The 21,217-nt window shown below is 37.9% G+C and carries 18 protein-coding genes and 1 pseudogene; 11 read left to right on the forward strand and 8 right to left on the reverse strand.

The annotated features are described in order from the left end of the window. Nucleotides 1-6 precede the first annotated feature (6 nt). Entirely contained in the window at nt 7-867 is an 861-nt protein-coding gene (locus ADS77_RS18375) for a S1/P1 nuclease (protein WP_054205959.1), read from the reverse strand. A gap of 220 nt (nt 868-1,087) precedes the next feature. Between ADS77_RS18375 and ADS77_RS18380 the strand changes: the two genes are divergently transcribed. Further along, on the forward strand, nt 1,088-1,981 hold the full coding sequence (locus tag ADS77_RS18380) for a hypothetical protein (RefSeq protein WP_212760659.1): 894 nt from the start codon (nt 1,088-1,090) through the stop codon (nt 1,979-1,981). After that, on the forward strand, nt 1,974-2,921 hold the full coding sequence (locus ADS77_RS18385; RefSeq protein WP_054205960.1) for a hypothetical protein: 948 nt from the start codon (nt 1,974-1,976) through the stop codon (nt 2,919-2,921). The genes ADS77_RS18380 and ADS77_RS18385 overlap by 8 nt, the downstream gene beginning before the upstream one ends. A gap of 59 nt (nt 2,922-2,980) precedes the next feature. On the opposite strand, the gene ushA is transcribed toward ADS77_RS18385, so the two are convergent. Next, entirely contained in the window at nt 2,981-4,615 is a 1,635-nt protein-coding gene (gene ushA, locus ADS77_RS18390; RefSeq protein ID WP_054455758.1) for a bifunctional UDP-sugar hydrolase/5'-nucleotidase UshA, read from the reverse strand. A gap of 76 nt (nt 4,616-4,691) precedes the next feature. Next, nucleotides 4,692-4,889, reverse strand: a complete 198-nt coding sequence (locus ADS77_RS18395) for a hypothetical protein (RefSeq protein ID WP_054205962.1) — start codon at nt 4,887-4,889, stop codon at nt 4,692-4,694. Between the two features lie 275 nt (nt 4,890-5,164). On the opposite strand from ADS77_RS18395, the gene ADS77_RS18400 reads away from it, so the two are divergent. Beyond that, nucleotides 5,165-5,905 (forward strand): peptidylprolyl isomerase, encoded by a 741-nt coding sequence (locus ADS77_RS18400; RefSeq protein ID WP_054455739.1) that lies wholly within the window; start codon nt 5,165-5,167, stop codon nt 5,903-5,905. Between the two features lie 63 nt (nt 5,906-5,968). On the opposite strand, the gene ADS77_RS18405 is transcribed toward ADS77_RS18400, so the two are convergent. Next, on the reverse strand, nt 5,969-6,388 hold the full coding sequence (locus ADS77_RS18405; RefSeq protein ID WP_054455741.1) for an MAPEG family protein: 420 nt from the start codon (nt 6,386-6,388) through the stop codon (nt 5,969-5,971). A 153-nt stretch (nt 6,389-6,541) separates the two neighbouring features. On the opposite strand from ADS77_RS18405, the gene ADS77_RS18410 reads away from it, so the two are divergent. The 6 genes and pseudogenes from ADS77_RS18410 to ADS77_RS18435 all read left to right on the forward strand — a co-directional run bounded on the left by ADS77_RS18410 (nt 6,542) and on the right by ADS77_RS18435 (nt 12,720). After that, nucleotides 6,542-9,421 carry an insulinase family protein gene (locus ADS77_RS18410; RefSeq protein ID WP_054455760.1) on the forward strand — a complete coding sequence of 960 codons (2,880 nt, stop codon included), beginning with the start codon at nt 6,542-6,544 and terminating at the stop codon, nt 9,419-9,421. Nucleotides 9,422-9,547: 126 nt separating this feature from the next. After that, entirely contained in the window at nt 9,548-10,066 is a 519-nt protein-coding gene (locus tag ADS77_RS18415; protein ID WP_054455743.1) for an RNA polymerase sigma factor, read from the forward strand. Between the two features lie 12 nt (nt 10,067-10,078). Continuing rightward, nucleotides 10,079-10,462 carry a DUF6768 family protein gene (locus tag ADS77_RS18420; RefSeq protein ID WP_235575806.1) on the forward strand — a complete coding sequence of 128 codons (384 nt, stop codon included), beginning with the start codon at nt 10,079-10,081 and terminating at the stop codon, nt 10,460-10,462. Between the two features lie 24 nt (nt 10,463-10,486). Continuing rightward, nucleotides 10,487-11,329, forward strand: coding sequence for an alpha/beta fold hydrolase (locus ADS77_RS18425; RefSeq protein WP_054455744.1), 843 nt, complete (start codon nt 10,487-10,489; stop codon nt 11,327-11,329). 49 nt (nt 11,330-11,378) lie between these two features. Then, nucleotides 11,379-11,957: pseudogene (locus ADS77_RS22765) on the forward strand (DUF1287 domain-containing protein); the annotation flags it as partial. A 358-nt stretch (nt 11,958-12,315) separates the two neighbouring features. Beyond that, the gene (locus ADS77_RS18435) at nt 12,316-12,720 is read left to right on the forward strand and encodes a DUF1801 domain-containing protein (protein ID WP_054205966.1); all 405 of its coding nucleotides are present in this window, start codon (nt 12,316-12,318) and stop codon (nt 12,718-12,720) included. A gap of 32 nt (nt 12,721-12,752) precedes the next feature. Here the strand turns inward: ADS77_RS18435 and ADS77_RS18440 are convergent, their stop codons facing one another. Next, nucleotides 12,753-14,933 (reverse strand): OsmC domain/YcaO domain-containing protein, encoded by a 2,181-nt coding sequence (locus ADS77_RS18440; protein WP_054455746.1) that lies wholly within the window; start codon nt 14,931-14,933, stop codon nt 12,753-12,755. A 414-nt stretch (nt 14,934-15,347) separates the two neighbouring features. On the opposite strand from ADS77_RS18440, the gene ADS77_RS18445 reads away from it, so the two are divergent. Together ADS77_RS18445 and ADS77_RS18450 are read left to right on the forward strand one after the other, a co-directional pair. Next, nucleotides 15,348-16,427: a hypothetical protein gene (locus ADS77_RS18445; RefSeq protein ID WP_082355720.1), complete on the forward strand. Its 1,080-nt coding sequence runs from the start codon at nt 15,348-15,350 to the stop codon at nt 16,425-16,427. Nucleotides 16,428-16,437: 10 nt separating this feature from the next. Then, the gene (locus tag ADS77_RS18450) at nt 16,438-16,854 is read left to right on the forward strand and encodes a phosphate ABC transporter substrate-binding protein (protein WP_197279081.1); all 417 of its coding nucleotides are present in this window, start codon (nt 16,438-16,440) and stop codon (nt 16,852-16,854) included. 482 nt (nt 16,855-17,336) lie between these two features. On the opposite strand, the gene ADS77_RS18455 is transcribed toward ADS77_RS18450, so the two are convergent. From ADS77_RS18455 to ADS77_RS18465, 3 genes are all read right to left on the reverse strand, one after another. Beyond that, nucleotides 17,337-18,719, reverse strand: coding sequence for a Na+/H+ antiporter NhaC family protein (locus ADS77_RS18455; protein ID WP_054205968.1), 1,383 nt, complete (start codon nt 18,717-18,719; stop codon nt 17,337-17,339). A gap of 342 nt (nt 18,720-19,061) precedes the next feature. After that, nucleotides 19,062-20,147 (reverse strand): methyl-accepting chemotaxis protein, encoded by a 1,086-nt coding sequence (locus ADS77_RS18460; RefSeq protein ID WP_054205969.1) that lies wholly within the window; start codon nt 20,145-20,147, stop codon nt 19,062-19,064. Between the two features lie 89 nt (nt 20,148-20,236). Next, nucleotides 20,237-21,145, reverse strand: a complete 909-nt coding sequence (locus ADS77_RS18465; RefSeq protein WP_054205970.1) for an AraC family transcriptional regulator — start codon at nt 21,143-21,145, stop codon at nt 20,237-20,239. Between the last annotated feature and the right edge of the window lie 72 nt (nt 21,146-21,217).

Here is a 21,217-nt window from a genome sequence, read left to right on the forward strand (position 1 = left end):
GATTATTTAATTTGTGTTAGCGGGCATCTTAAGTGCATCTACTAACGGTTTTGCGGAATTGTCGAAAATTAAATTCAACAACCCAGAAAGTCTAATCCCGCTTTGCTGCAAACGAGTTTTTATAATTGGCATATTTGTATAAATATACTGATAGCTAATTTTTGTTTCATTTTTATTATAGATAACATTAGCTATATTGTTAGATTCTTCTAGCCACATTGCGGGTGTACTTTGTAAATAGTCTGCAATCAGTAGCTTATCGTTTGAATTTATAAAATGTGCAAATTCAGTATAAGATAAATTCTCATTTTCAATAAGCTTAGTATCCCATAGACTATGAAGATTGGTATCCTGCCCGAAGAATGTGACAGAAATATTATTACCGCCTCTGTCTTCTTTACGTCCTGCGTGAAATGGTTGGTGACTATCACCCACGAGGTGAACGAGAAAACGTAAGCTAAATCGCTTTGCATCGATGGAGCTTTTTTTATCTTTAAGTGTATTAATGGAAAAGTGTATACCTTCAAGAATATTAGTGACGGTATCTTTATTTAACGAGTGGTTGTGATTGTGAATAAAACCAGTTGTTGAGTCGGGTGCATTAATATAATGCCAGCGAGAAGATTTTTTTTGCCAAAATGCACTAGGGTCTGAGCGCATTTCATCAGCCCATGTCGATATTTGAGCGAGGCTTTCACCTTCTAATAATGGTAATAATGCTGATTGAGTTGTTGGAGTTAAATGTACCTCAGCAATTTGACCAATAATTCGATGTCCGTTTTGTCCCCAAGCTGATGCATTATGTGTTGTTAATAATAGACAGATTACTAAAAAACTATGAATTCCAAGTGTAATTTTGCTTAACATTTACCTGTTCCTAAAAATAATGCGGCTGCTTTGAGCAATGTATCTAGATGTAAATTGTCCTGATTTTGACAGAAATAGAAAGGACTCAATTAGATTCATAATTTCTTGTTCATAAATTAATTATTTCAATGGTTTATGTCATTTAAGTAAAATTACCTATTGTAATGAGTAATTAAAATTGTTCAAATAGATATATGCTTCGGATTGGATTGTAGAACTTTTGAAAATAAAACAACTCGCTTTACAACATAGTGCCTTTGTTACTGTTTTGTTACTGTTTTTTTTGCTAGTTTGGATTTGTGGAAAGTTCAGTGTAGATTCAGAGAAAAAAGAAATAAAACCATTAATACAAACGTCTAATAGCTGTCAGACATCTGCAGTACATAATAAAGAAAAGCTCATTGTATTTGCACCTTCAAAAAAAGTAGCCTCCACGTTAATTAACAGTTTATGCGGTGACTCTGTTATAGCAAAACAATTTGGTGAGGTTGTTGGTTTTTGGGGGTATAGGACAACAGATAGCATTGAATTTGTTGGTAAAGGAATTGCTGATCTGATCTTGGCAAAAAACAATATTATGTCTGCATTCAAAGCAGAATCTACTTATAATTATCAGCCGATTGTCGGCTTTCCAAGTTATACAGCTTTTTTTATATCTGCGAAAGAAAAACCTAAAGTAGATAAGCAGTACTTTTTCGGTAAACGTATTGGATTACTTGATTATCCAACAAGCCGCTCAGGGCATATTTTACCGAAGCAGAAATTCAAAGAACTAGGTCTTAATCTTGAAATGTTAGATATTACTTACGCCAGTTCCCATAATGAGTTAAGAGAGTTATTAGCCAGTGGGCGTGTAGATTTAATAGCATCGTTTTGGAAAGAAGAAGATCATGAGCATTTTTCGAAAAATTACATTACACCTATCAGCAATAATATAACAGGAACTCGTTGGTATTTAAAAATGCAGCACGAAAATACAGATTTACTCTGTGCTGTCCAATCACGTCTTATGACACTTTCAAAACAGCAGACATCACCATACTTTAATCATGCCGAATCATATTGGCATTGTTCCGCAGATGAGGTTGAATTTTTAGGAGACAAGGATGATTAAAAATAAACAATTTTCAATTATCACTTTGTGTGTTTTCGTCTTCTCATTATGCATATTTAAAGTATCTACTTATTTTAAACAGCTTGAAAGTACCGAGCTCGTTATAGCTCAAATCGAAAAACGTATTGCATTAGATTTACCTCGTCTTGATTTAACAGATGCATTTTTAAAGCACTCAGGTAATCATGAAGAAATTACACATTATATTAAACTGCTAAACAATGAACTGCCTACCGAGAAGGTTAAAGTCTATGCTATTGCTGATGTGATGTTATCGTCACAGGATTTAAGCTTTAAAACGGTTATTAAATGGCTTACAACGAATGATCAAAGTGTAAGTATAACTTTTTTGACTTATACGCCTTTATTCCTATTGAGTGACCTGTATTTTGTTATTGCTTTTTTTGTTGTTGCTTTATTGTTTGCAAGATGGGCAGATGTAATTAAATATTCATCGAGGCGCTATCTGGCGCTAAAAAAACAAAAAGAACAATTGTTGCCTAAAAATAATGCCAGGTTTGAAATTGATTTGAAAAATAAAACACTGGGTATGAACGAAGATAAAGCTATTAAAATTGCTCTAGCTAACAAGCCGTTGTGTTTTTATTTAGCACTAATCGAGTTTTGTATAGATAACCCTGATGTAACGCTTAACCAAAATAAAGATGTGCCAGTTGAGCTCCTTGAACTTGCTAATAAATATTTTTACCGTTTGATTGAGCTAGGTCATACAATTCGTAAACGACCTAATTTTACCAATAGTTTAGAAAAAACATTAAGTGAAATTCGTGCTGCGCTTGATGAAATACTCAGTGAGTACCCCGAGCTAAAAGATAAGTATTACCCGCCAAAAGCACATGGAGAAGGATCCCGTTCGCGGCTTCATAGCTATGGGCTAGTCAATATAAAAGCAGATGACATTGTTGTGATCGGTAAATAGTAGAGGTGGGGTTGACTATGGTCAATTTGAGATTTCAAGTTGACCATAGTCAAAGTCGGTTATTTAGGTGAAAATTCCGCAGCATCTACAGGGCTGTACTCACTAAAAAATCGTTTTAAGGCTTGTGCATCAGTTTCCTCAGTGCTTACAAAGCCCTTTAAATCGGTGAGGGCGGGGTAGCCATCACCGCCTGAAGCATTGTAGCTATTAAGGCTCATTCTGTATGTTTTCGTTTTATTTAACTCTTTACCGTTTATCATTACGTTAATTAGAGAATCATTATTACGCTCAAAGCTTAGCTGATGGTATTGCAAATAAGCGCCAGAATCAGGCGGAAAACGCGTTACAATATCAAGATAGTCCAATAAATCTTGACCTTGCCAATCCATATAAGTAATGCGGTTTTTAAACGGGTGTACTTTTAAAATATCTTTATAGCTTACTTCACCTGCCGAAATGCTGTCTCTAACACCGCCGCCACTAATAAGGCCAAAGTCTGCGTTAACACTGTTCATTTGTGCTTGAATAATGACGCGCGCCAAATTAGTTTGCTGATAACGGACTTTATTACGATCGCCTTCTAATTTTGCATTAACAAAGCCAATTTTCCCCTCGATTTGTTTCGCTCCTTTAGCTTGATACGGTGCTAAAAAGCTCTTCAATTCAGGGTTTGGTGTAATGTATTCGTTTGCTAACTCGGGAACAGTTATACCATTAGCGTTTACTTTATCTATGTATAAATTAACTGGCAGTAGTTCATAGTTGATTAACGTAAGCTGTTTGTTTTCAATTTTGAACATCGCCTTACCAACGTACTTACCCCATTCGTGGGCTTGCATAATCCAAGTACCATTTTGTTGGTCTGGCTTGCATGCCATGCCTGGTTTAAAGTTGTCATCACTTTTATTATCAGCAGTCATACAAATTGGTTCTTGTGAATGACCCCCAATAATCATGTCTAAGGTGCCATGAGGTAATGAGCGTGCGAGGGTTACATCGCCAGGGGCGTTAATACCATATGAAGCATCAACATAGTGACCCATATGGGTGACGGCAATCGTGATATCTGGTTGATATCGGACTTTAATTTTTTGAGCTACTGCTTTGGTTATTTCAACAGGCTCTTTAAATTCAAGACCACCAATAAATTGGGGGTTACCAATTTTTGCTGTATCGGTTGTGGTTAAACCAATAACAGCGATTGTTAATCCTTGTTGCTTGAAAATTTGATAGGCTTGAAAAGCATTTTCTCCAGTCTTTTTATCGAAAATATTCGCCGACAGCAGAGGGAAATTAGCCCATTGTTGTTGTTTTTTTAAAATGGATAAAGGATTGTCAAATTCATGATTGCCAAGGGCCATTGCATCATAACCAATAAATGACATACCTTTAAAATCAGGTTCTGCAAATTGCAAGTCTGACTCCGGTATACCTGTATTAATATCACCGCCAGATAAAAGTAGTACGGCATGACCCTGAGCTTTTGCGTCATTTCTAAGCTGGTCAATCAATGTTTTACGTGCGGCCATACCATATTCGCCTTTTTCATTGTGCCAAAAGCGACCATGATTATCATTGGTATGTAAAACAGTGAGATATTGAGTTTCGGCTGCTGGTTTTTTTTGAGTTGGGGTATTGTTATTACTACATGCACTGAGGCTCAGTAATAAAAAGAGTGTAATAAATACGCGCATAATGTGACCCGTGTTGTCCATATTTGCTGGTGATTAAGCGCGTAGTTTAACCTAGTTTGTTTTTAAAATAACGTAATTATTCTAATTCAAATGTAGTTTCTGCAGTTAATTTTCCTGTTGCAGCAAGTTGGCGTCTTTGTAACTCTTGATGTGCAAACGCTGATTTTTCGTGATTATTACCAACCATCCAGTTTAAAAAGCTGGCGGGCAGTTTGGTGTATGGTTCGCCTTTGTGCAATCCAAAATCACAAATATGCTCAGTAGTGTATGACATTGCTTTGTATCCTGTTACGACTAGTTTTTATTATTTGAGTAATACTAACAAATAAGAAATAGCCTGTTCAGACGATTTAGACTTAAGAAGAACCTAGTTATAACATGAAAGAATAAAGAGATAGTGTAAGGCTCTGCAATCAAAATGTAATTAAGTTGTAATCAAACTGCTCTTATTTGTATAAACAGGCTCTTAGCTATCGCTTTCGCTGCAAAGGTTTATTATCATTTCATAAATGTTAAATAATTAAAATAAATTTGGGAAACATAACAAAAATGAAAAAATTATTACTATGTAGTTTATTAGCCGCAGCATCTTTTAACAGTTATGCGACGGTTGTTGAAATGCAAACATCGCAAGGGACTATTAAGATAGATCTATTTGATCAACAAGCCCCTAAAACAGTCGCTAATTTTTTAAAGTACATCCAAAGTGACGCATATAATCAAACGGTAATACACCGTTCTGTTGATGACTTTATTATCCAAGGGGGTGGCTTTACTTATGATGAGGGTTTTAAAGCAATCACTACATCTGCTGCTGTTCAGAATGAGCCCGAACTGTCTAATGTTAAAGGCACTATTGCGATGGCAAAACTTGGTAGCAACGAAAATAGTGCAACCAGTCAGTGGTTTTTTAATTTAAAAGATAACAGTGCAAATTTAGATATACAAAATGGTGGTTTTACGGTTTTTGGCCAAATAAGCACTGACAGTTTTGCTGTGCTCGATACCATTGCTGAGTTAGTGCATTGTGGTGAAGTACCCGTTGTCAATGTGACTAAAGAACAGTGTGCCAGCACAGATACTGTACTTACTACAGCAAACTTAGTATCTATAAATAGTGTTGTAGTATTAGATAACGATGAAAATTCATCAGTTAATTTAAACCCAACTAAAAATACACTAATAGATACAGTTGAAAAACCATCGACGGGTGGCTCAGATGGAGGCAGCATGGGCTGGTTATTACTCCCTTTATTATTTGCTGGTTTTAAGCGTCGTCGCGCAGCATAGCCATCCAAATTTTATGTATATTTTGCTATCAGGTTTATTGATAGCAAAATATAAAAATGCTCGTTACATCAAAAAAACTTGTGTAACTATTTGAATCCACATAGCTAATACACATAAACAACTGACTAAAAAGCTATAATAACGCATCTTAACGCGATTGCCTCCTAAGTGAATTATACTGTGTATTATTCGTGAAATTACAAAGCACCACGCCAATACAATAAGTACATATCCCGTAGCATTGAGTTGTAAAGCCGCTAAGCTGGCCACAAAAAACAATACGGGCATTTCAAATTGATTAACAAAGTTACGACCTGCTACATGAACATCATCACCGGCTTTATCTAATTTCATAGTGACAAAGTCTTGCATCGAGATTGTCTTATTACGCGCAGCGCTAAAGCGGCGACGCCCCATAATGATCATAACCGCAAACGTCAGCAATACCTGACAAAACATAGCGAGCAATAAATATTTTTCCATTGTTATTACCTCTTATAATTACAGTCTCCTAAGCCTAACAGTTTGTTTTTACAATTCACAATGTGTTACAAAGTATTTATGAAAATGATTGCAAGCCCTGTTGGGTTTACCGATCATACTCACAAGACAACAAATATGGATTATATTCCCGTTATGAAAAAAATTATTACCTTAAGTGCCATTGCGCTAGCTGTATTAAGTGGTTGTGGTACAACAACGACGCCAGTTCAACAGCAAACCTCTTTGTTATCAGACACGCTAGTTGTCAGCCAAAATGATAACCGTGAATATAAAACACTCAAGCTTGCTAACGAAATCGAAGTAATTTTAGTCTCTGATCCAAGTGCTGAAAAATCAGCTGCAGCATTAAGTGTAGGTGTTGGTTTATTGCATGATCCAATGAGTCAACAAGGTATGGCGCATTATCTAGAGCACATGCTGTTTTTAGGCACCGAGCGTTACCCTGATACAAAGGGTTATTCTGACTTTATGACCAAAAATGGTGGCGCGCACAACGCGTACACTTGGCTCGATATCACTAATTACATGTTTAAAGTAAATAACGATGCCTACGATGAAGGACTTGATCGTTTTGCTGATTTTTTTAAATCACCAAAGCTTTACCCTGAGTATACAGACAAAGAGAAAAATGCCGTCAATGCAGAATGGTCAATGCGTCGTGAAATGGACTTTTTTGGACAGTTTAAACTTGCCCGTAAAATGATGGGCGATCACCCAGCAAACCGCTTTTTAATTGGTAACCTTGAAACATTAGGCGATAAAGAAGGCAGCTCACTGCATAAAGAAACCGTTGATTTTTACAATAAGTATTACTCTGCAAATATTATGAAAGTGGCGATGATTTCGAATCTTCCACTTGCAGAAATGGAAGCGAAAGCACAAAAATATTTTGCTGATATTGAAGATAAAAAAATTGATAAACCCACTGTTACTAAAAAGTTAGACTTTGATAATGTTGGCGGAAAACGCGTACATTACGCACCAAATGAAGATGTGAAGCAGCTACAACTAGATTTTACAATTACAGATAATAGCGATGAATTTGCTGTTAAACCAAACCGTTTTGTCGCTTACTTACTTAGCAACGAGATGCAAGGAAGCCCAGCACAAATTTTACGTGATAAGGGCTGGGTATCACAACTTTCTGCAAGTAGTTCACCGACACATTATGGTAACTATGGCATGCTTTCGGTTGATATTCAGCTGACTGATGAGGGCATGAAAAACCGCGAAACAATTGTCGCGACTATTATGCAATATATTGACTTGATCAAGCGTGAAGGGGTTGATAGTAAATACTTTAATGAGATCCGCACGTCGCTTAATAACGAATTTAAATTTTTAGAAAAAGGCGATGAATTTGGGTATGTTAGTAACTTAGCGGGCAGCATGCAAGATTACCCACTTAATCATGCTATTAATGCGCCATATCATTATGCACAGTTTGATGCAGATGCAATTAATGAAGTACTTGCACAATTAAATGCGCAAACACTGCGTATTTGGTACACCTCACAGCAAGAAAAAACGGACTCAAAACTGCATTTTTATGATGGTAAATACCGCATAGCAGACATTGGTGAAAGTGAAATTGCTAGCTGGAACAAACCAAGTGAATTTGCCTTAGCATTACCAACAGTTAATCGTTTACTTCCTGAGAGTTTTGCAATTAAAACCACGCAATTTAGCGAGCAAAAACACCCAGAACTTACATACGATAAAAACGGTGTAAAAGTATGGCGTCAAGCGAGCCAAAACTTTGCAGAGCAACCAAAGGGCCTTGTAGAAGTTTATTTAAATACTCCTGATGCACTTGCGGATATTAAAGCGAAAGTGTTGTATTCAGTATGGGCAGATTTATATAATCTTCAGCAAAGTAAACTCAGCACTGAAGCAGCTGTAGCCGGTATGAGTGTTGGCCTTGAAGACAGCAATGGCCTTATTTTGTCAATGAGCGGCTTTACAGATAAACAAAATGTTTTACTTGCGCAGGCACTTGAAAGCATAGATGTAAAAGTAGCAGAGCAAGGTTTTGCTCAAGCACTCGATCGCTACCAACGTGATTTACTCAATGCACAAAAGCAGTTCCCTTATTACCAAGCTTTTGGTGAATATTCAAAACTAGTACGCACTGGTAGTTTTGATACGGATGCATTGATCAAAACAGCCCAAACACTGACGATTGCTGATTTTGAAGAACTAAAAAATCAAACGTTTAGCCGCAATGAACTGCGTGTATTTACTTTTGGTAACTACAATCAAGAAGATGTTGAAGCAATTGCAAAAGAGCTGACGGCAATATTACCGAAAGATCATAAGTCAACGTCATTTACGCGCAGTAAAGCGTGGTTACCGCAAGTAGGTGAAACTATCGTTTTACAAAAAGACATAGATGTGGCTGATGTTGCCATTATTGATATGACAGTTCACCCAATTGCAGGTTATAAGCAAAAGGCGCAAGCACAAGTATTGCAAGATCATTTTAGAACTATTGCCTTTGATAAGATGCGCACAGAAGAGCAGTTAGCCTATGCTGTTGGCGCACTTGCACGTTCAGTTGAAGATTACTCAGCAATAGGTTTGTTTATCCAAACCCCTGTTAAAGGGCCGAAAGAGATGCAAGCGCGTTTTGAAGCGTTTAAAAAACAGTACGCAGTGGAGCTTGAAGCCATGAGCGAAGAGACCTTTGCGCAGCTTAAAAATGCCACACTTGTCTCGTTAAAAGAGCAGCCTAAAAACCTTAGCGATGAGATGGGCCCGCTGATTGGTGATTGGTACCGTGAAAACTTTGATTTTAACTCAAAACAAAAGTTAATTTCAGAGGTCGAAAAGGTCACACTTGCCGATATTAAAGATTACTACAAACAAACCATGCTAAACCCGCAAGCTGCACGTTTAAATGTGCAATTACGTGGTAGTAAATTTGCAGATACTCCATTTGCCGATCTACCAAAACAAACACTGGTTACTGATTTAAAAGCGCACTTTAATGGTATTAAACTGCAAAAGTAACTAAGTAGTTTAAGCGTTAACTTACAATGAGCCCAAGCAATTGCTTGGGCTTTTTTGTAAAAAATAAAAAGTTGCGAACCTTTTACCAAGCTAAACCGTCTTGTAAAAAAGAGATAAAGGAATTGCATGAATTCGACGCAAATAACGCTTACTGTCATTAATGCACCGCAGGGCGATGAGCTAGCTTTTAACTCATTATGCAACTGTTTATACAAACCAAGCTTTCTCTTCGCGATGAAATTGAGCAAGCAGACGGATTTAGCAAAGGATATTACGCAAGAAGCGTGGGCTGTAGTGGCAAAAGATATTCGAAAACTAAAAGAGCCAAGTGTATTTAAAGCGTGGCTATTTAGAGTGGTGTATCACAAATTTATAGATACAACCCGACAAAGCAGGGGCTACGAAAGTTTTCAACCAGATAAGCATGAACAAACAAGAGATATGACAAGTAGTAATGAGCAATCGATTGATTTACTCAAACTAATAAATAACCTGCCGGATAGTGAGCGGCACAGTATTTACTTATTTTATCTAGAGCAAATGTCAATTAGTGACATCGCCTTAATAACGGATGTAGCGGTTGGGACAGTTAAGTCACGTTTGCATCGGGCAAGAGCTCAGTTGGCAGTATGGTTAAATGAATAATTGGAGAGAATGATGATGAATATTGATGAAAAAATTAAACATAGTTTGCAAGCAGAGCAACACAATTTAGAGTCTATTTTAGAGAGTGATCCAGGCTTATTTAAACAACTAATTGATATATATAAGGGAAAAATGCGACTTTGGACTATTCTAGGGACGTTTTTCGCTTTTATATTCACTGCCATTTTTATATTATCAGCTTATCAATTTTTTAACTCCGAGCAGCAATTGTTTTGGGCAGTGTGTTTTGTGAGTAGTTTAATGATGCAAATTGCAATAAAACTGTGGCTGTTTATGGAAATGAACCGACAATCGATAATGAAAGAAATCAAGCGAAGCGAGCTTGAAATTAGGCTAATTCTCAGTGAGCATTTTACCTCCAACAGTCAAACCTAAGCTAAAATGTAAAAGGAAAATGCAATGCAGTTAAGATCTCTAGGTGTTAATACTAATAGCTTCTTGTTACTGACTCTCTCTTTATTGTTTGCTGCAAATGTTAAAGCAGCATTTGTAAAAGTGGGAGAGTTTGAGTTGCAATATGAAATTGCAGGCAGTGGTAAGCAAATTGTGGTTTTAGAGGCAGGTGGTAGCGCAGGGCTAGATGATTGGAACTCGGTTTTTAGTTCCATAGCTGAACAAACTAAGGTTATTCGATACTCGCGTGTTGGTAATGGTAATTCAACTGCAATTAAACGGCATTTCACTTCAATGGATTATGCACAGCATCTGAGCGAATTCTTGTTGGCGCTGGATATTTCAGAGCCTATAGTATTGGCTGCACACTCTTATGGCGGCAGTGTTGCGCGAGAATTTGCCGCAAAATACCCACAGCAACTGAATGCTTTACTTATGCTCGATCCTTCTTCTGAGCACGATGTAGATATACTGCGTGCCATAAATCTAGAACAGGGTAATAAAGAAATCGCACAAATAAAACTAAGTGATATGGCAAATGGTATGTCGAATCAATATTTAGATTTTTGGAGTAAACGGCCCTTACCAGACTATCCACAGATTAAAGATATACCTGTCACCGTTATTGCGTCAGTGCGCAAAATGGCTGAACCGAGTAATTTGTTTTTTACAGACAAGGGCCGAATAATGTGGGGGGAGATATGGCAGAATTGGACTGCTGAATTTCCTCAAGGACGTAGTGTATTAACAGAAAAAAGCGGTCATTTTATTCAAAATGATGAGCCTATGCTGGTGCTTCGAGAGTTAAAACGAGTAATGAAGATGTTGGATGAGAATAAGCAGCCATGATTTTAAAGCTATTGAAGTTTAAATAGCGTTTAAATTTACAGGAATGACTATGACTTATGTACTTTGGTTTTTGCCGCTATTGTTTTCTGCTTTTAGTTATAGCAATACATTTACTGATGGATTGGCAAACGCCGCAAATGATAGAACACAACACAATGTACGTTACGATGGCGCATATCATCGAATTGCGTATCCAAATGGTGATGTTCCCGCCAATATTGGCGTGTGCACTGACGTGGTTATTCGTAGCTACCGTTCACTGGGGGTTGATTTACAACAATTAGTGCATGAAGACATGCGCGATAACTTTTCTTCTTATCCTTCAAAAAGAATATGGGCTTTGACTAAGCCCGATAGTAATATCGATCATCGCAGAGTGCCCAACTTACAAACTTTTTTTAAACGTCATGGCACTGTGCTGCCGATTACGAACAATGTTGAAAACTATAAAGCGGGTGATATTGTCACCTGGATGCTACCAGGTAACCTGCCGCATATCGGCATTGTGGTAAACACATACGCAGTAGATAATAAAACGCCTTTGATAGTGCATAATATCGGATCAGGGCCGCAGCGAGAAGACGTATTGTTTCGTTATAAGATCACCGGACATTACCGGTATGAACCCGTAGTTAATTCGATAGTAGGTATCTGGAAACATTCAGAAAAGCCCGCATGGCTAGAGATCACATTTGCAGCGGATGTAGGTGGAATTACAGTAAAGCGCCATGATGACAATTCGAACGCTGTTGGGTTAACAGTTATTAAGGATGTTATTGCAGCAGCTAAGCAAACCAATTTGTCTCAGGAGTTACAGTGGCAGGGAAAAATGTTTTCAGCACAGGTAAACGGCTACATTGATGTGAGTTTATTTTTAACTAATTCAACTACACTTGAAATCTATCAAAGTACAGACTTAGATAAACAAGTAAATATACTTACGTTAACGAAAGAACATGATTTTTCGACTCTTTAAGGGTAGCTAAATGCAAGATAGCGTTAAACAAAAATTTATGACGTACCCTGAAAGTATCGCGGTTGTATTACATGAAATAAGAGACTTAATTTTTCAGGTAGCTGCGCAGGATGGTATTACTACTGTCGAGGAAACTTTAAAGTGGGGTGAGCCGAGTTATATCGCAAAAAGTGGTTCAACAATAAGATTCGATTATAAAGAAAAAGCGCCGCAGCAATTTTGTATTTACTTTAATTGTAAAACAAAACTAATCGATACCTTTAAAGAGCTATATGGCGATACCTTTGTCTATCAAGGTAATCGTGCTTTGGTGTTTGAGCTAGAGCAAGCATTGCCGAACAAGGAACTTGCGCATTGTTTGTCGTTGGCTTTGCGCTACAAAAAAATAAAGCACCTGCCAATGCTAGGTGCTTAAATTTAATTTGAGTATTATAAGCAGTATAAAGTTTATTTAGCTCTTGCAGCGCGTGCAGCGTGGAGTTTTTTGTAGCTGTCAATTAAACGCTGATGACGCTCTAACCCTTCAAGTTGCATGTTGGTCGGTGTTAAACCGTAGAACAGCACATCGCCATTGATTGAACCTACCACGGCATCCATTACTTCTTGCCCAAACATGCGAGTGAAGCTATGAATGTAGTCTTCAATTTCTAGGTCTTCACCTAGTGCCACTTCGAGTGTGGCGTGCATTGCTTGATAAAATAACCCGCGCTCAACCGTGTTATCGTTAAATTGTAAAAAGGTTTCAACTAATTCCATCGTTGCTTCTAAATCACCTAATGCTAAATAAATAAGTAATTTAAGCTCTAGGATTGTTAGCTGGCCCCAAACTGTGTTTTCATCAAACTCAACACCAATTAGAGTGATAATATCTGTGTAGTTATCCAGCTGGCTTTCTTCAAGTCGCTCTACTAAATCGGCTAGTTGATCTTCATCTAAACTGTGCAGGTTTAAAATGTCTTCACGGTATTTAAGGGCTTTGTTGGTGTTATCCCAAATTAAGTCTTCTACAGGGTAAACTTCTGAATAATCAGGCACTAAAATACGACACGCGGTGCCAATATCTGAAAACTCCGCTATGTAGGCTTCTTTACCTAAGTCTTTCAAGATGCCGAACAGACTTGCAGTTTCTTCTTCGTTAGTGCCCGAGAAGTCCCATTCAACAAAGTCATAATCGTGTTTAGCACTGAAAAAACGCCATGAAATTTTACCGGTTGAGTCTATAAAGTGTTCAACAAAGTTTTCAGGCTCAGAGACGGCCATACTGTTAAAGGTAGGTTTTGGCACGTCATTTAAACCTTCAAAGCTGCGTCCTTGTAATAGCTCCGTTAAGCTGCGCTCAAGAGCGACCTCAAAACTTGGGTGCGCGCCAAATGAGGCAAATACACCACCTGTTTTTGGGTTCATTAGGGTAACGCACATAACCGGAAATTGACCGCCTAACGAGGCATCTTTAATTACTACAGGGAAACCTTGCTCTTCTAAGCCTTTAATACCGGCAACAATAGCTGGGTATTTAGCAAGTACTGCGTCTGGCACATCTGGTAGTACGAGTTCTTGCTCAATAATTTGGCGTTTAACTGCACGTTCAAAAATCTCTGACAAGCACTGCACTTTAGCTTCGGCAAAGTTATTACCTGCGCTCATGCCATTACTTAAAAATAAGTTTTCAATTAAATTTGAAGGAAAGTACACAGTTTCGCCGTCAGATTGACGAACATACGGAATTGAGCAAATGCCGCGTTCAACATTACCTGAGTTAGTGTCGATAAGGTGTGAGCCACACAGTTCATCTTCAGGGTTATAAATACTCAGTGTATAGTCGTCTAAAATACCTTGTGGCAGTGAGTCATCATCAGTGAGCTTAAACCATTTTTCATTCGGGTAGTGCACAAACTCACTGTTGGCAATTTCTTCACCAAGAAATTGATCATTATAGAAAAAATTACAGTTTAAGCGTTCAATAAATTCGCCTAGGGCTGAGCATAATGCGCTTTCTTTACTTGCGCCTTTACCATTGGTAAAACACATTGGCGACGCCGCATCACGGATATGCAATGACCATACATTTGGTACGATATTACGCCACGATGAGATTTCAATCTTCATGCCTAAGTCAGCTAAAATTGCGGTCATATCAGCAATGGTTTGCTCAAGCGGTAAATCTTTACCTAAAATAAAGGTGTTTTCGCTACCTTCAGGCTTTGCCATTAGCATGGCCTGTGCGTCATTATCTAAGCTCTCTACCGCGTCGATTTTAAATTCAGGCACAGTTTGAATAACGCGCTTAACTGTACAGCGATCTACTGAACGTAGGATACCGGTACGGTCTTTTTCAGAAATGCTTTCAGGCAGCTCTACTTGAATTTGGAAAATTTGGTTATAACGATCTTCAGGATCAACAATGTTGTTTTGCGCAACACGAATACCATCTGTCGAGATGTCACGGGCATTACAATACACTTTTATAAAGTACGCAGCACATAACGCAGATGATGCTAAAAAGTAGTCAAATGGACTTGGCGCAGAGCCATCGCCTTTATAACGAATTGGTTGATCTGCGATCACAGAGAAATCGTCAAACTTGGCTTCTAGTCTGAGGTTGTCGAGAAAATTAACTTTAATTTCCATTAAATAGTTCCACTTAAATGCGCACTGACAAGTAAGTTTAGCAAGGGCTAAAAAAATTACTTAGTGAGTGTATTAATTATATGGATGCAATTATCTGCTTTTTCAGCCCTTACATACAAGTAATAGTCTTGGCTTAGTTAAAATAAATCTCGTAGTGGTTGCGCTTTGAGTAATTGATAGCGGGTATTCATATTTGTAGATGCCCCCCATTTTTATCAAAAATAGAAATTAAGATTGTTTTACTGTGCACTTATAAAGCATTTTGCTCGTTATATTGATGTTATTTATGATGGAAAAAATAATATTTAATGCTTAATTTAAAAATAATTTATTATAAATAATGAGCAAAATTTTCACGGTGAGCTAGTTTTATTACTGCATATTGCAAAATACTAATATCATAAGGTAACGCAAATGATGAAAAAGCTGTATTGGTTATTAACTGTGAATTGCATTTTATTTACAGGTGCTTCTTATGGCGAGATTAACTTCTCAGGATTTACCAGCATCAATGCCGGTAAGGTTTTATCTGGAAGTGGAGTCCCGCAATACGATATACCCCCTACCTTTTTAGCTGACTATCCGATTGTTTCAGCTTACTCAGAAGATATTTCATTTAAGCCTGAAAGCTTATTTGGCCTACAAATTAATGCTGATTTAGCCGAAGGTTTATCCATGACAGGTCAAATTGTTGCCCGAGGGGCTAATGATTTTGATGCAACAATCGAGTGGGCATACATATCTTATGAAATAAATGAACATTGGACGATCCAAGCAGGTAAAAAGCGTTTGCCGCTGTTTTATTATTCAGATTTTTATGACGTAGGTTATGCCTATGTGTGGATGCGTCCACCTGCTGATAATTACACATGGCAAATATTTAACTACAACGGTGTTAACGCACTCTATAGTGGTGAGATTGGTGATTGGTCTGTCATGGGTAATCTTTATTACGGTGAAGAAGACGATAAGGAAAATAAACTGCTCAGTGAGTTTTTTTTCAAAGAGCCTACGCGTGAAATTTGGCGTGACATGCTTGGTGGAGTACTGCAGTTAAACAAAGATTGGTTTGAAGTTCGCTTAACTCATATGACATACAAAAATGAGCGCTACCGTAAAGGTGAGCAAGTATTATTTGATGGTGAAACTAGCCGAACAGGTAAATTTTATGGTGTTGCGGTTAATTTAGATTTTGATAATTTATTTATACTAACAGAGCTAAATCGGTTGGATTTAAATGGCAACCTTGATACCTCAATGATTACCTTAGGCTACCGCTTTGATACCATCACTCCTTATGTTACCTATTCTCAATTTGAAGAAGATGCCGAGGATGGTGAACAACATGATACAACGTCGGTTGGCGTACGCTGGGATTTTCATTCCTCTGCGGCTTTTAAAGTCCAATTTGACAAAGTGAATGATGAATCCTTTGATTTGGCCGTTGCAGGTGATAGTGAGTCGATCACATTTGGCATTGATTTGGTATTTTAAGGAATAAGTTATGATATTGTTTAAAAAAGTATTCTTATCGCTTTTATTGCTTAGTTGTTACTCAGTAAATGCCGAGGTTGTTATTATTGTTCACCCATCAAACAGTAGTAGTTTTGATCAATCTGAAATTTCAAAGCTTTTTTTAGGGAAAGCGAAATCATTTTCCGATGGGAATCAAGCTGTGCCATTAAATCAAGATGAAAGCTCTGCAGCGCGTAAAGAGTTTGATAGTAATGTACTATCTAAATCGGGCAGCCAATTAAAAGCTTATTGGTCAAAATTGATTTTTACGGGTAAAGGGTCACCACCAAAAGAAGTAGGAAATGATGCAGATGTTATTGACTTAGTCAGTAAAAACCCAAGTATGATCGGCTATGTTGGGGCGGCCTCATTAACTGATTCAGTAAAATCAGTTGGAAAATTTTAAACGTTTATTTTGAGTGTATGTAAAATCGATTACATTAGGGGCTGTTGATATTTCAGGATTAAAATTTGTTCAATCTAGGGGCGATTTAATCGCGGCGCGAGGTTTGGAATCGAGTGGGGTAAGTAAAAATCGAGCAAAGCTTCCGCGTCCTGCTAACGCCCCTTACCTACATCCGTGTAGGTAACAAAGAGTTAATCGCCTCTAGGAAGAACCCTTTGGGCAGCGCATGTTTAACCTCAAAAGATAAATAGGCCCTAAACCTGTAATCGATTTTTTATTAGCAGATACTTACCTGAACTCGGGTTAATTATCTACTAACGTATTGATTTAATAATATAAAAATTCACTCAACTCTCCAATCGGAGATTTTCAGGGATAACAAGGCGAATTTACGCGTCGAATGCCTATTTCAAGTAAATTCAACGTAGTTAGCGTTGAAAATAGCCACTGGAGATAGATTTATTATCCCGAGTTTTGGTTACTTAGGCTATCACTAAAAACCCGATAAAAGCACACGCTGCTGCGATGAACGTATAGGGTAATTGTGTAACCGCATGGCTAATTAAGTTACAGCCTGAGCCTTGTGCCGCAAGGACTGTTGAGTCTGAGTAAAAACAGGCTTGGCTACCAAATGATGATGCTGATAGCAGCGCACCAATTACCAGCGGAATATTCGCGTCAACCGCGACAGCTAACGGCATTACAATCGGAATAGTGACCGCAAAAATACCCCAGCTTGAGCCAGTAGCAAACGCCAGTACTGCCATCGCTAAAAACACCACCGCAGGTAAATAGTCCGCGGTCATAAATGGGCTGAGTGAGTCAATAACAAACTGCGGTAGCAATAGTTTATCGCACACGTCTTTAAAAATAAACGCGGCAATTACAGTGGCAATTGCTGGGATCATGCTTTTAAAACCATCAAGCATTTTTTCGATCATTTCAGCAAAGGGCATTAATTTTTGCAGCATATAAATAGGGATTGTCACTGCAAATGTAGCTAATAGCCCTTTGTATACGTCAATATCGAAATACACAGTAAAGGCAACGAGCAATAAGATTGGCAATAAAAAGTTGTACAGTTTGCCGTGGTTATCTGCGCTTTCAAAGCTTTCTTCTACTGCTTTAACTGCGTATTCGTCAGCAGTTTGTACTTCGTTATATTGTGCCGGGTCTACTTGTGCCTGCTCTTGCATGGCTAATTGCTGTGCTTTTTTCATCGGCCCAAATAATGGAATAACACCCAGCACGACTAAGGGCACTAGCAATACCGCAAACCAGGCATACAGCATGTAAGGAATGGCTTGCATATACACAGCAATCCCTTGGCCTTCACTAGCAATATTGTTATCAACCAACAAGCCACCAAAAAAGACCGCCCAGGTAGATAAAGGTACGAGTACACAAATTGGCGCAGCGGTAGAGTCAACCACATAAGCGAGCATTTCACGGCTGATTTTAAATTTATCGGTAATGCGCTTCATGGTTTCACCCACGGTAAGTGCATTGAGGTAATCGTCGATAAAAATCACGATACCGAGGATAAAAGTCATCATTAATGATGAACGCGGGCCTTTACAAAAACGCAGTGCAAAGCTGCCAAATGCGGCTGCGCCACCAGTACGCACCAATAATGCGATTAACGCACCAAAGCCACCACACACTAAAATAAGCCAGCCAATGGTTTCATCGACCATCACTTTTAAAGACGCAGCCGCAAAATTACTTAACATCGCAACAGGATCAAGCATGGCAAGGCCAACTAAGGAACCCATAAGTAGAGATAAAATAGGACGGCGTAAAATGATCGCCAATATCACCACCACAATGGGTGGCACAAGACTTAGCGCAGAAGGTTCAAGCATTTAAGTATTCACAAAATAAAAAGTACTTGAGTGATTGGCCCAAGTGACTTAACAAAAACAAAGAATGTTAGCTCAAAGGCTTATATTCCAAGTCACTGCTTTTGCACGCAAATGTCACTTATAAATACAGTGAAGTGCGTTGGCTTATCGCCAGACGGTGCAGAGGGTGCACCGCTATTGTTGTGCCGATAAAAACATCAGCGAGAAAATAAGCTTGAATAAGGTTTTAGTCAACTAAAAAATATTATAGTTATGCCGTACTTTTAAATATTTAACGCTCATGCGTACATATTTAGTTTTATTCGATCGCAGGTTAAATGCGTAATTTATAGAGCAACAGAGTTAATGGTTATCAAGCTCATCAAGCAAATTCATCACGCGCTCACTAGCAGCTTCCATTTTATTTATATGTTTGATTGCTTTACTTCTTTCACCGTTATGTATTAGTACTAACGCTTCAACACCATTACGGTGTACCTCGCGGTGTGGCTCTTCAAGTTGTTTAAAAGCATTAAGTTTTTTGAAGTTCTGAGCTTGTTCAGAGTTATACCATTTCCCTAAGCGGCACATTGTGTGATCTGTAAAGTCGTCGATTGATTTTTTACTAGTACCGTTTGCAACAGCATAAACATCGCCTTTCCAAACTATATGGTCTAGCTTAACGGTTTGAATAAATGAGCGCGTTGCAGCACTCGTAATAGTGTCTTTCATTTTGGTGCAGTGACTGATAATTGCACTGTAATCGTTATTTAAAGAATCGAAATTGGTAGAAAGCTGGGCATTATTTTGTTGAATATCTGAAACTGACTCTACGGTTTCACCTGTTTTAGCAATAATTTCTTTAACCAGTTCAGACACTTCCTGTGCAGATTGATTTGTATTAGTGGCAAGTGTTCTAACTTCATCAGCAACCACACTAAAGCCTCTACCAGCTTCACCTGCACGTGCAGCTTCAATTGCTGCATTTAAAGCTAGTAGATTTGTTTGATCTGAAATTTTCGAAATGGTAACTACAAACGTATTTATGCTATCAGCCATACTTGAAAGGCCTGAAATGTTTTCGGTCATACTTCCCATTTTTTTTGCCATAATTTCCATTTCATGAACAATATGCTTAAGTGAAACATTTGAGTTATCAAGTAGTTCATTGATTTGGTAGCTAACTTTACTTTCTTCATCAATGGTTAAATACGACTCTAAAACGGTTTGACGAACTCCTTCAATTTGAGTGATACAATCAATAGAGCTTGTAAGTAAGCTTTCTTGAAATACTTGTATGTCGTTTTTTCTTTGATCATTAAGCTGTGTTTGTAAATGCTGCTTTTCATCAAAGAGGGTTTTGTTTTTCGCTTTTAATGTTTCGATCTCCTTTACTAGCGCATCATTTTGATTTTTTATTGATAAATACGTTTTACTCGAGACGAACATGCAGCTTTCCTGTCTTTTTTATTAAAAGAGAATTTAAAGTTAACTAATCTGGATTCTAAACGGCTTTGCTGAATTAGGCAAAAATGTTGTTATTTATTTAATAGCAAATTCTTTGGTGAAACGCCAAAATATTGCTTAAATAAACGGCTAAAATGGCTGGGGTTCGTAAAACCAATATCATAGCAAACTTTGCTTATTTGTTGCCCTGATAGCAGAAGTTGACGCGCTTTTTTTAATCTAAGTTGTTGTTGATATGCAGCAGGGCTTTGCCCAAAGGCCAGTTTGAATTGTTGATAAAACTTACTACGGCTCATGCACGCTATTTTACAGATCGTATCAATATCGAGTGTTTGATTAAGATGCTCTTTCATAAAATACAGTGCATCAGTTAATGGACATGGAGCAGCATGTTGGCAATTAGCGAGTAATAAATCACGGCTTTGTTGCTGTAGCAGGCGGGTGATTAATTCATTGACGGATAAATCAATTAAGTAATGACGATCTTGCTCGTTTTCACTGAATAGACCAATCATACGCTCCAGTAATTGTTGAGTTTGTTGATTGTGCTGTGCGTGCACTAGGTTAGGTATGTACTGAAAAAAGTCATCACTGCTTATTTGTTGTTGCATATTAAGTGCATCAGCCACTTGGCTAATTTTATCGCAGCTTATTTCAATAGCTAAACAAGTCGTGGGCTGCTGCATTGATGCCTGTGGAAAATCAATTAATACACCTTGCTCGGGGGCGAGTACAAATGATTGTTGAGGTAAAAATTCTTTATGGTAGTCACTATCAGCAACATGCATCACTTTTTTACCACTAATCATCCCGCAAAACAGTAGTTCACTTGAGTGTAGGGCAACTTTCTGTGCATCTTGGTAGGTATCGTAAATACTGAGTTCGGCATTTTCTGCTGCAAAGGTGACTTTATTTTCAATAAGCACATCAACTGCTTGGCGTTTTCTCGTGAGGTTGCTCGTTGGTAGTGATGCAGTCATTTTATCTCCTTTAAACAATGGACGCACAGACATGTTTTTTGGACAGCTAATCAAGTTTTTAAGCTTCTTATA

The organism is Pseudoalteromonas porphyrae, from assembly GCF_001298125.1.
Classification (GTDB): Bacteria; Pseudomonadota; Gammaproteobacteria; order Enterobacterales; family Alteromonadaceae; genus Pseudoalteromonas; species Pseudoalteromonas neustonica.

Excerpts from the sequence above, each read along its gene's own strand:
- ADS77_RS18455 (WP_054205968.1), bottom strand. The coding sequence starts at position 18,719 with ATGCTTGAACCTTCTGCGCTAAGTCTTGTGCCACCCATTGTGGTGGTG.
- ADS77_RS18375 (WP_054205959.1), bottom strand. The coding sequence starts at position 867 with ATGTTAAGCAAAATTACACTTGGAATTCATAGTTTTTTAGTAATCTGT.
- ADS77_RS18415 (WP_054455743.1), top strand. The coding sequence starts at position 9,548 with ATGAATTCGACGCAAATAACGCTTACTGTCATTAATGCACCGCAGGGC.
- ADS77_RS18450 (WP_197279081.1), top strand. The coding sequence starts at position 16,438 with ATGATATTGTTTAAAAAAGTATTCTTATCGCTTTTATTGCTTAGTTGT.
- ADS77_RS18440 (WP_054455746.1), bottom strand. The coding sequence starts at position 14,933 with ATGGAAATTAAAGTTAATTTTCTCGACAACCTCAGACTAGAAGCCAAG.
- ADS77_RS18400 (WP_054455739.1), top strand. The coding sequence starts at position 5,165 with ATGAAAAAATTATTACTATGTAGTTTATTAGCCGCAGCATCTTTTAAC.
- ADS77_RS18445 (WP_082355720.1), top strand. The coding sequence starts at position 15,348 with ATGATGAAAAAGCTGTATTGGTTATTAACTGTGAATTGCATTTTATTT.
- ADS77_RS18405 (WP_054455741.1), bottom strand. The coding sequence starts at position 6,388 with ATGGAAAAATATTTATTGCTCGCTATGTTTTGTCAGGTATTGCTGACG.
- ADS77_RS18385 (WP_054205960.1), top strand. The coding sequence starts at position 1,974 with ATGATTAAAAATAAACAATTTTCAATTATCACTTTGTGTGTTTTCGTC.
- ADS77_RS18410 (WP_054455760.1), top strand. The coding sequence starts at position 6,542 with ATGAAAAAAATTATTACCTTAAGTGCCATTGCGCTAGCTGTATTAAGT.
- ADS77_RS18395 (WP_054205962.1), bottom strand. The coding sequence starts at position 4,889 with ATGTCATACACTACTGAGCATATTTGTGATTTTGGATTGCACAAAGGC.
- ushA (WP_054455758.1), bottom strand. The coding sequence starts at position 4,615 with ATGCGCGTATTTATTACACTCTTTTTATTACTGAGCCTCAGTGCATGT.
- ADS77_RS18465 (WP_054205970.1), bottom strand. The coding sequence starts at position 21,145 with ATGACTGCATCACTACCAACGAGCAACCTCACGAGAAAACGCCAAGCA.
- ADS77_RS18435 (WP_054205966.1), top strand. The coding sequence starts at position 12,316 with ATGCAAGATAGCGTTAAACAAAAATTTATGACGTACCCTGAAAGTATC.
- ADS77_RS18460 (WP_054205969.1), bottom strand. The coding sequence starts at position 20,147 with ATGTTCGTCTCGAGTAAAACGTATTTATCAATAAAAAATCAAAATGAT.
- ADS77_RS18425 (WP_054455744.1), top strand. The coding sequence starts at position 10,487 with ATGCAGTTAAGATCTCTAGGTGTTAATACTAATAGCTTCTTGTTACTG.
- ADS77_RS18420 (WP_235575806.1), top strand. The coding sequence starts at position 10,079 with ATGATGAATATTGATGAAAAAATTAAACATAGTTTGCAAGCAGAGCAA.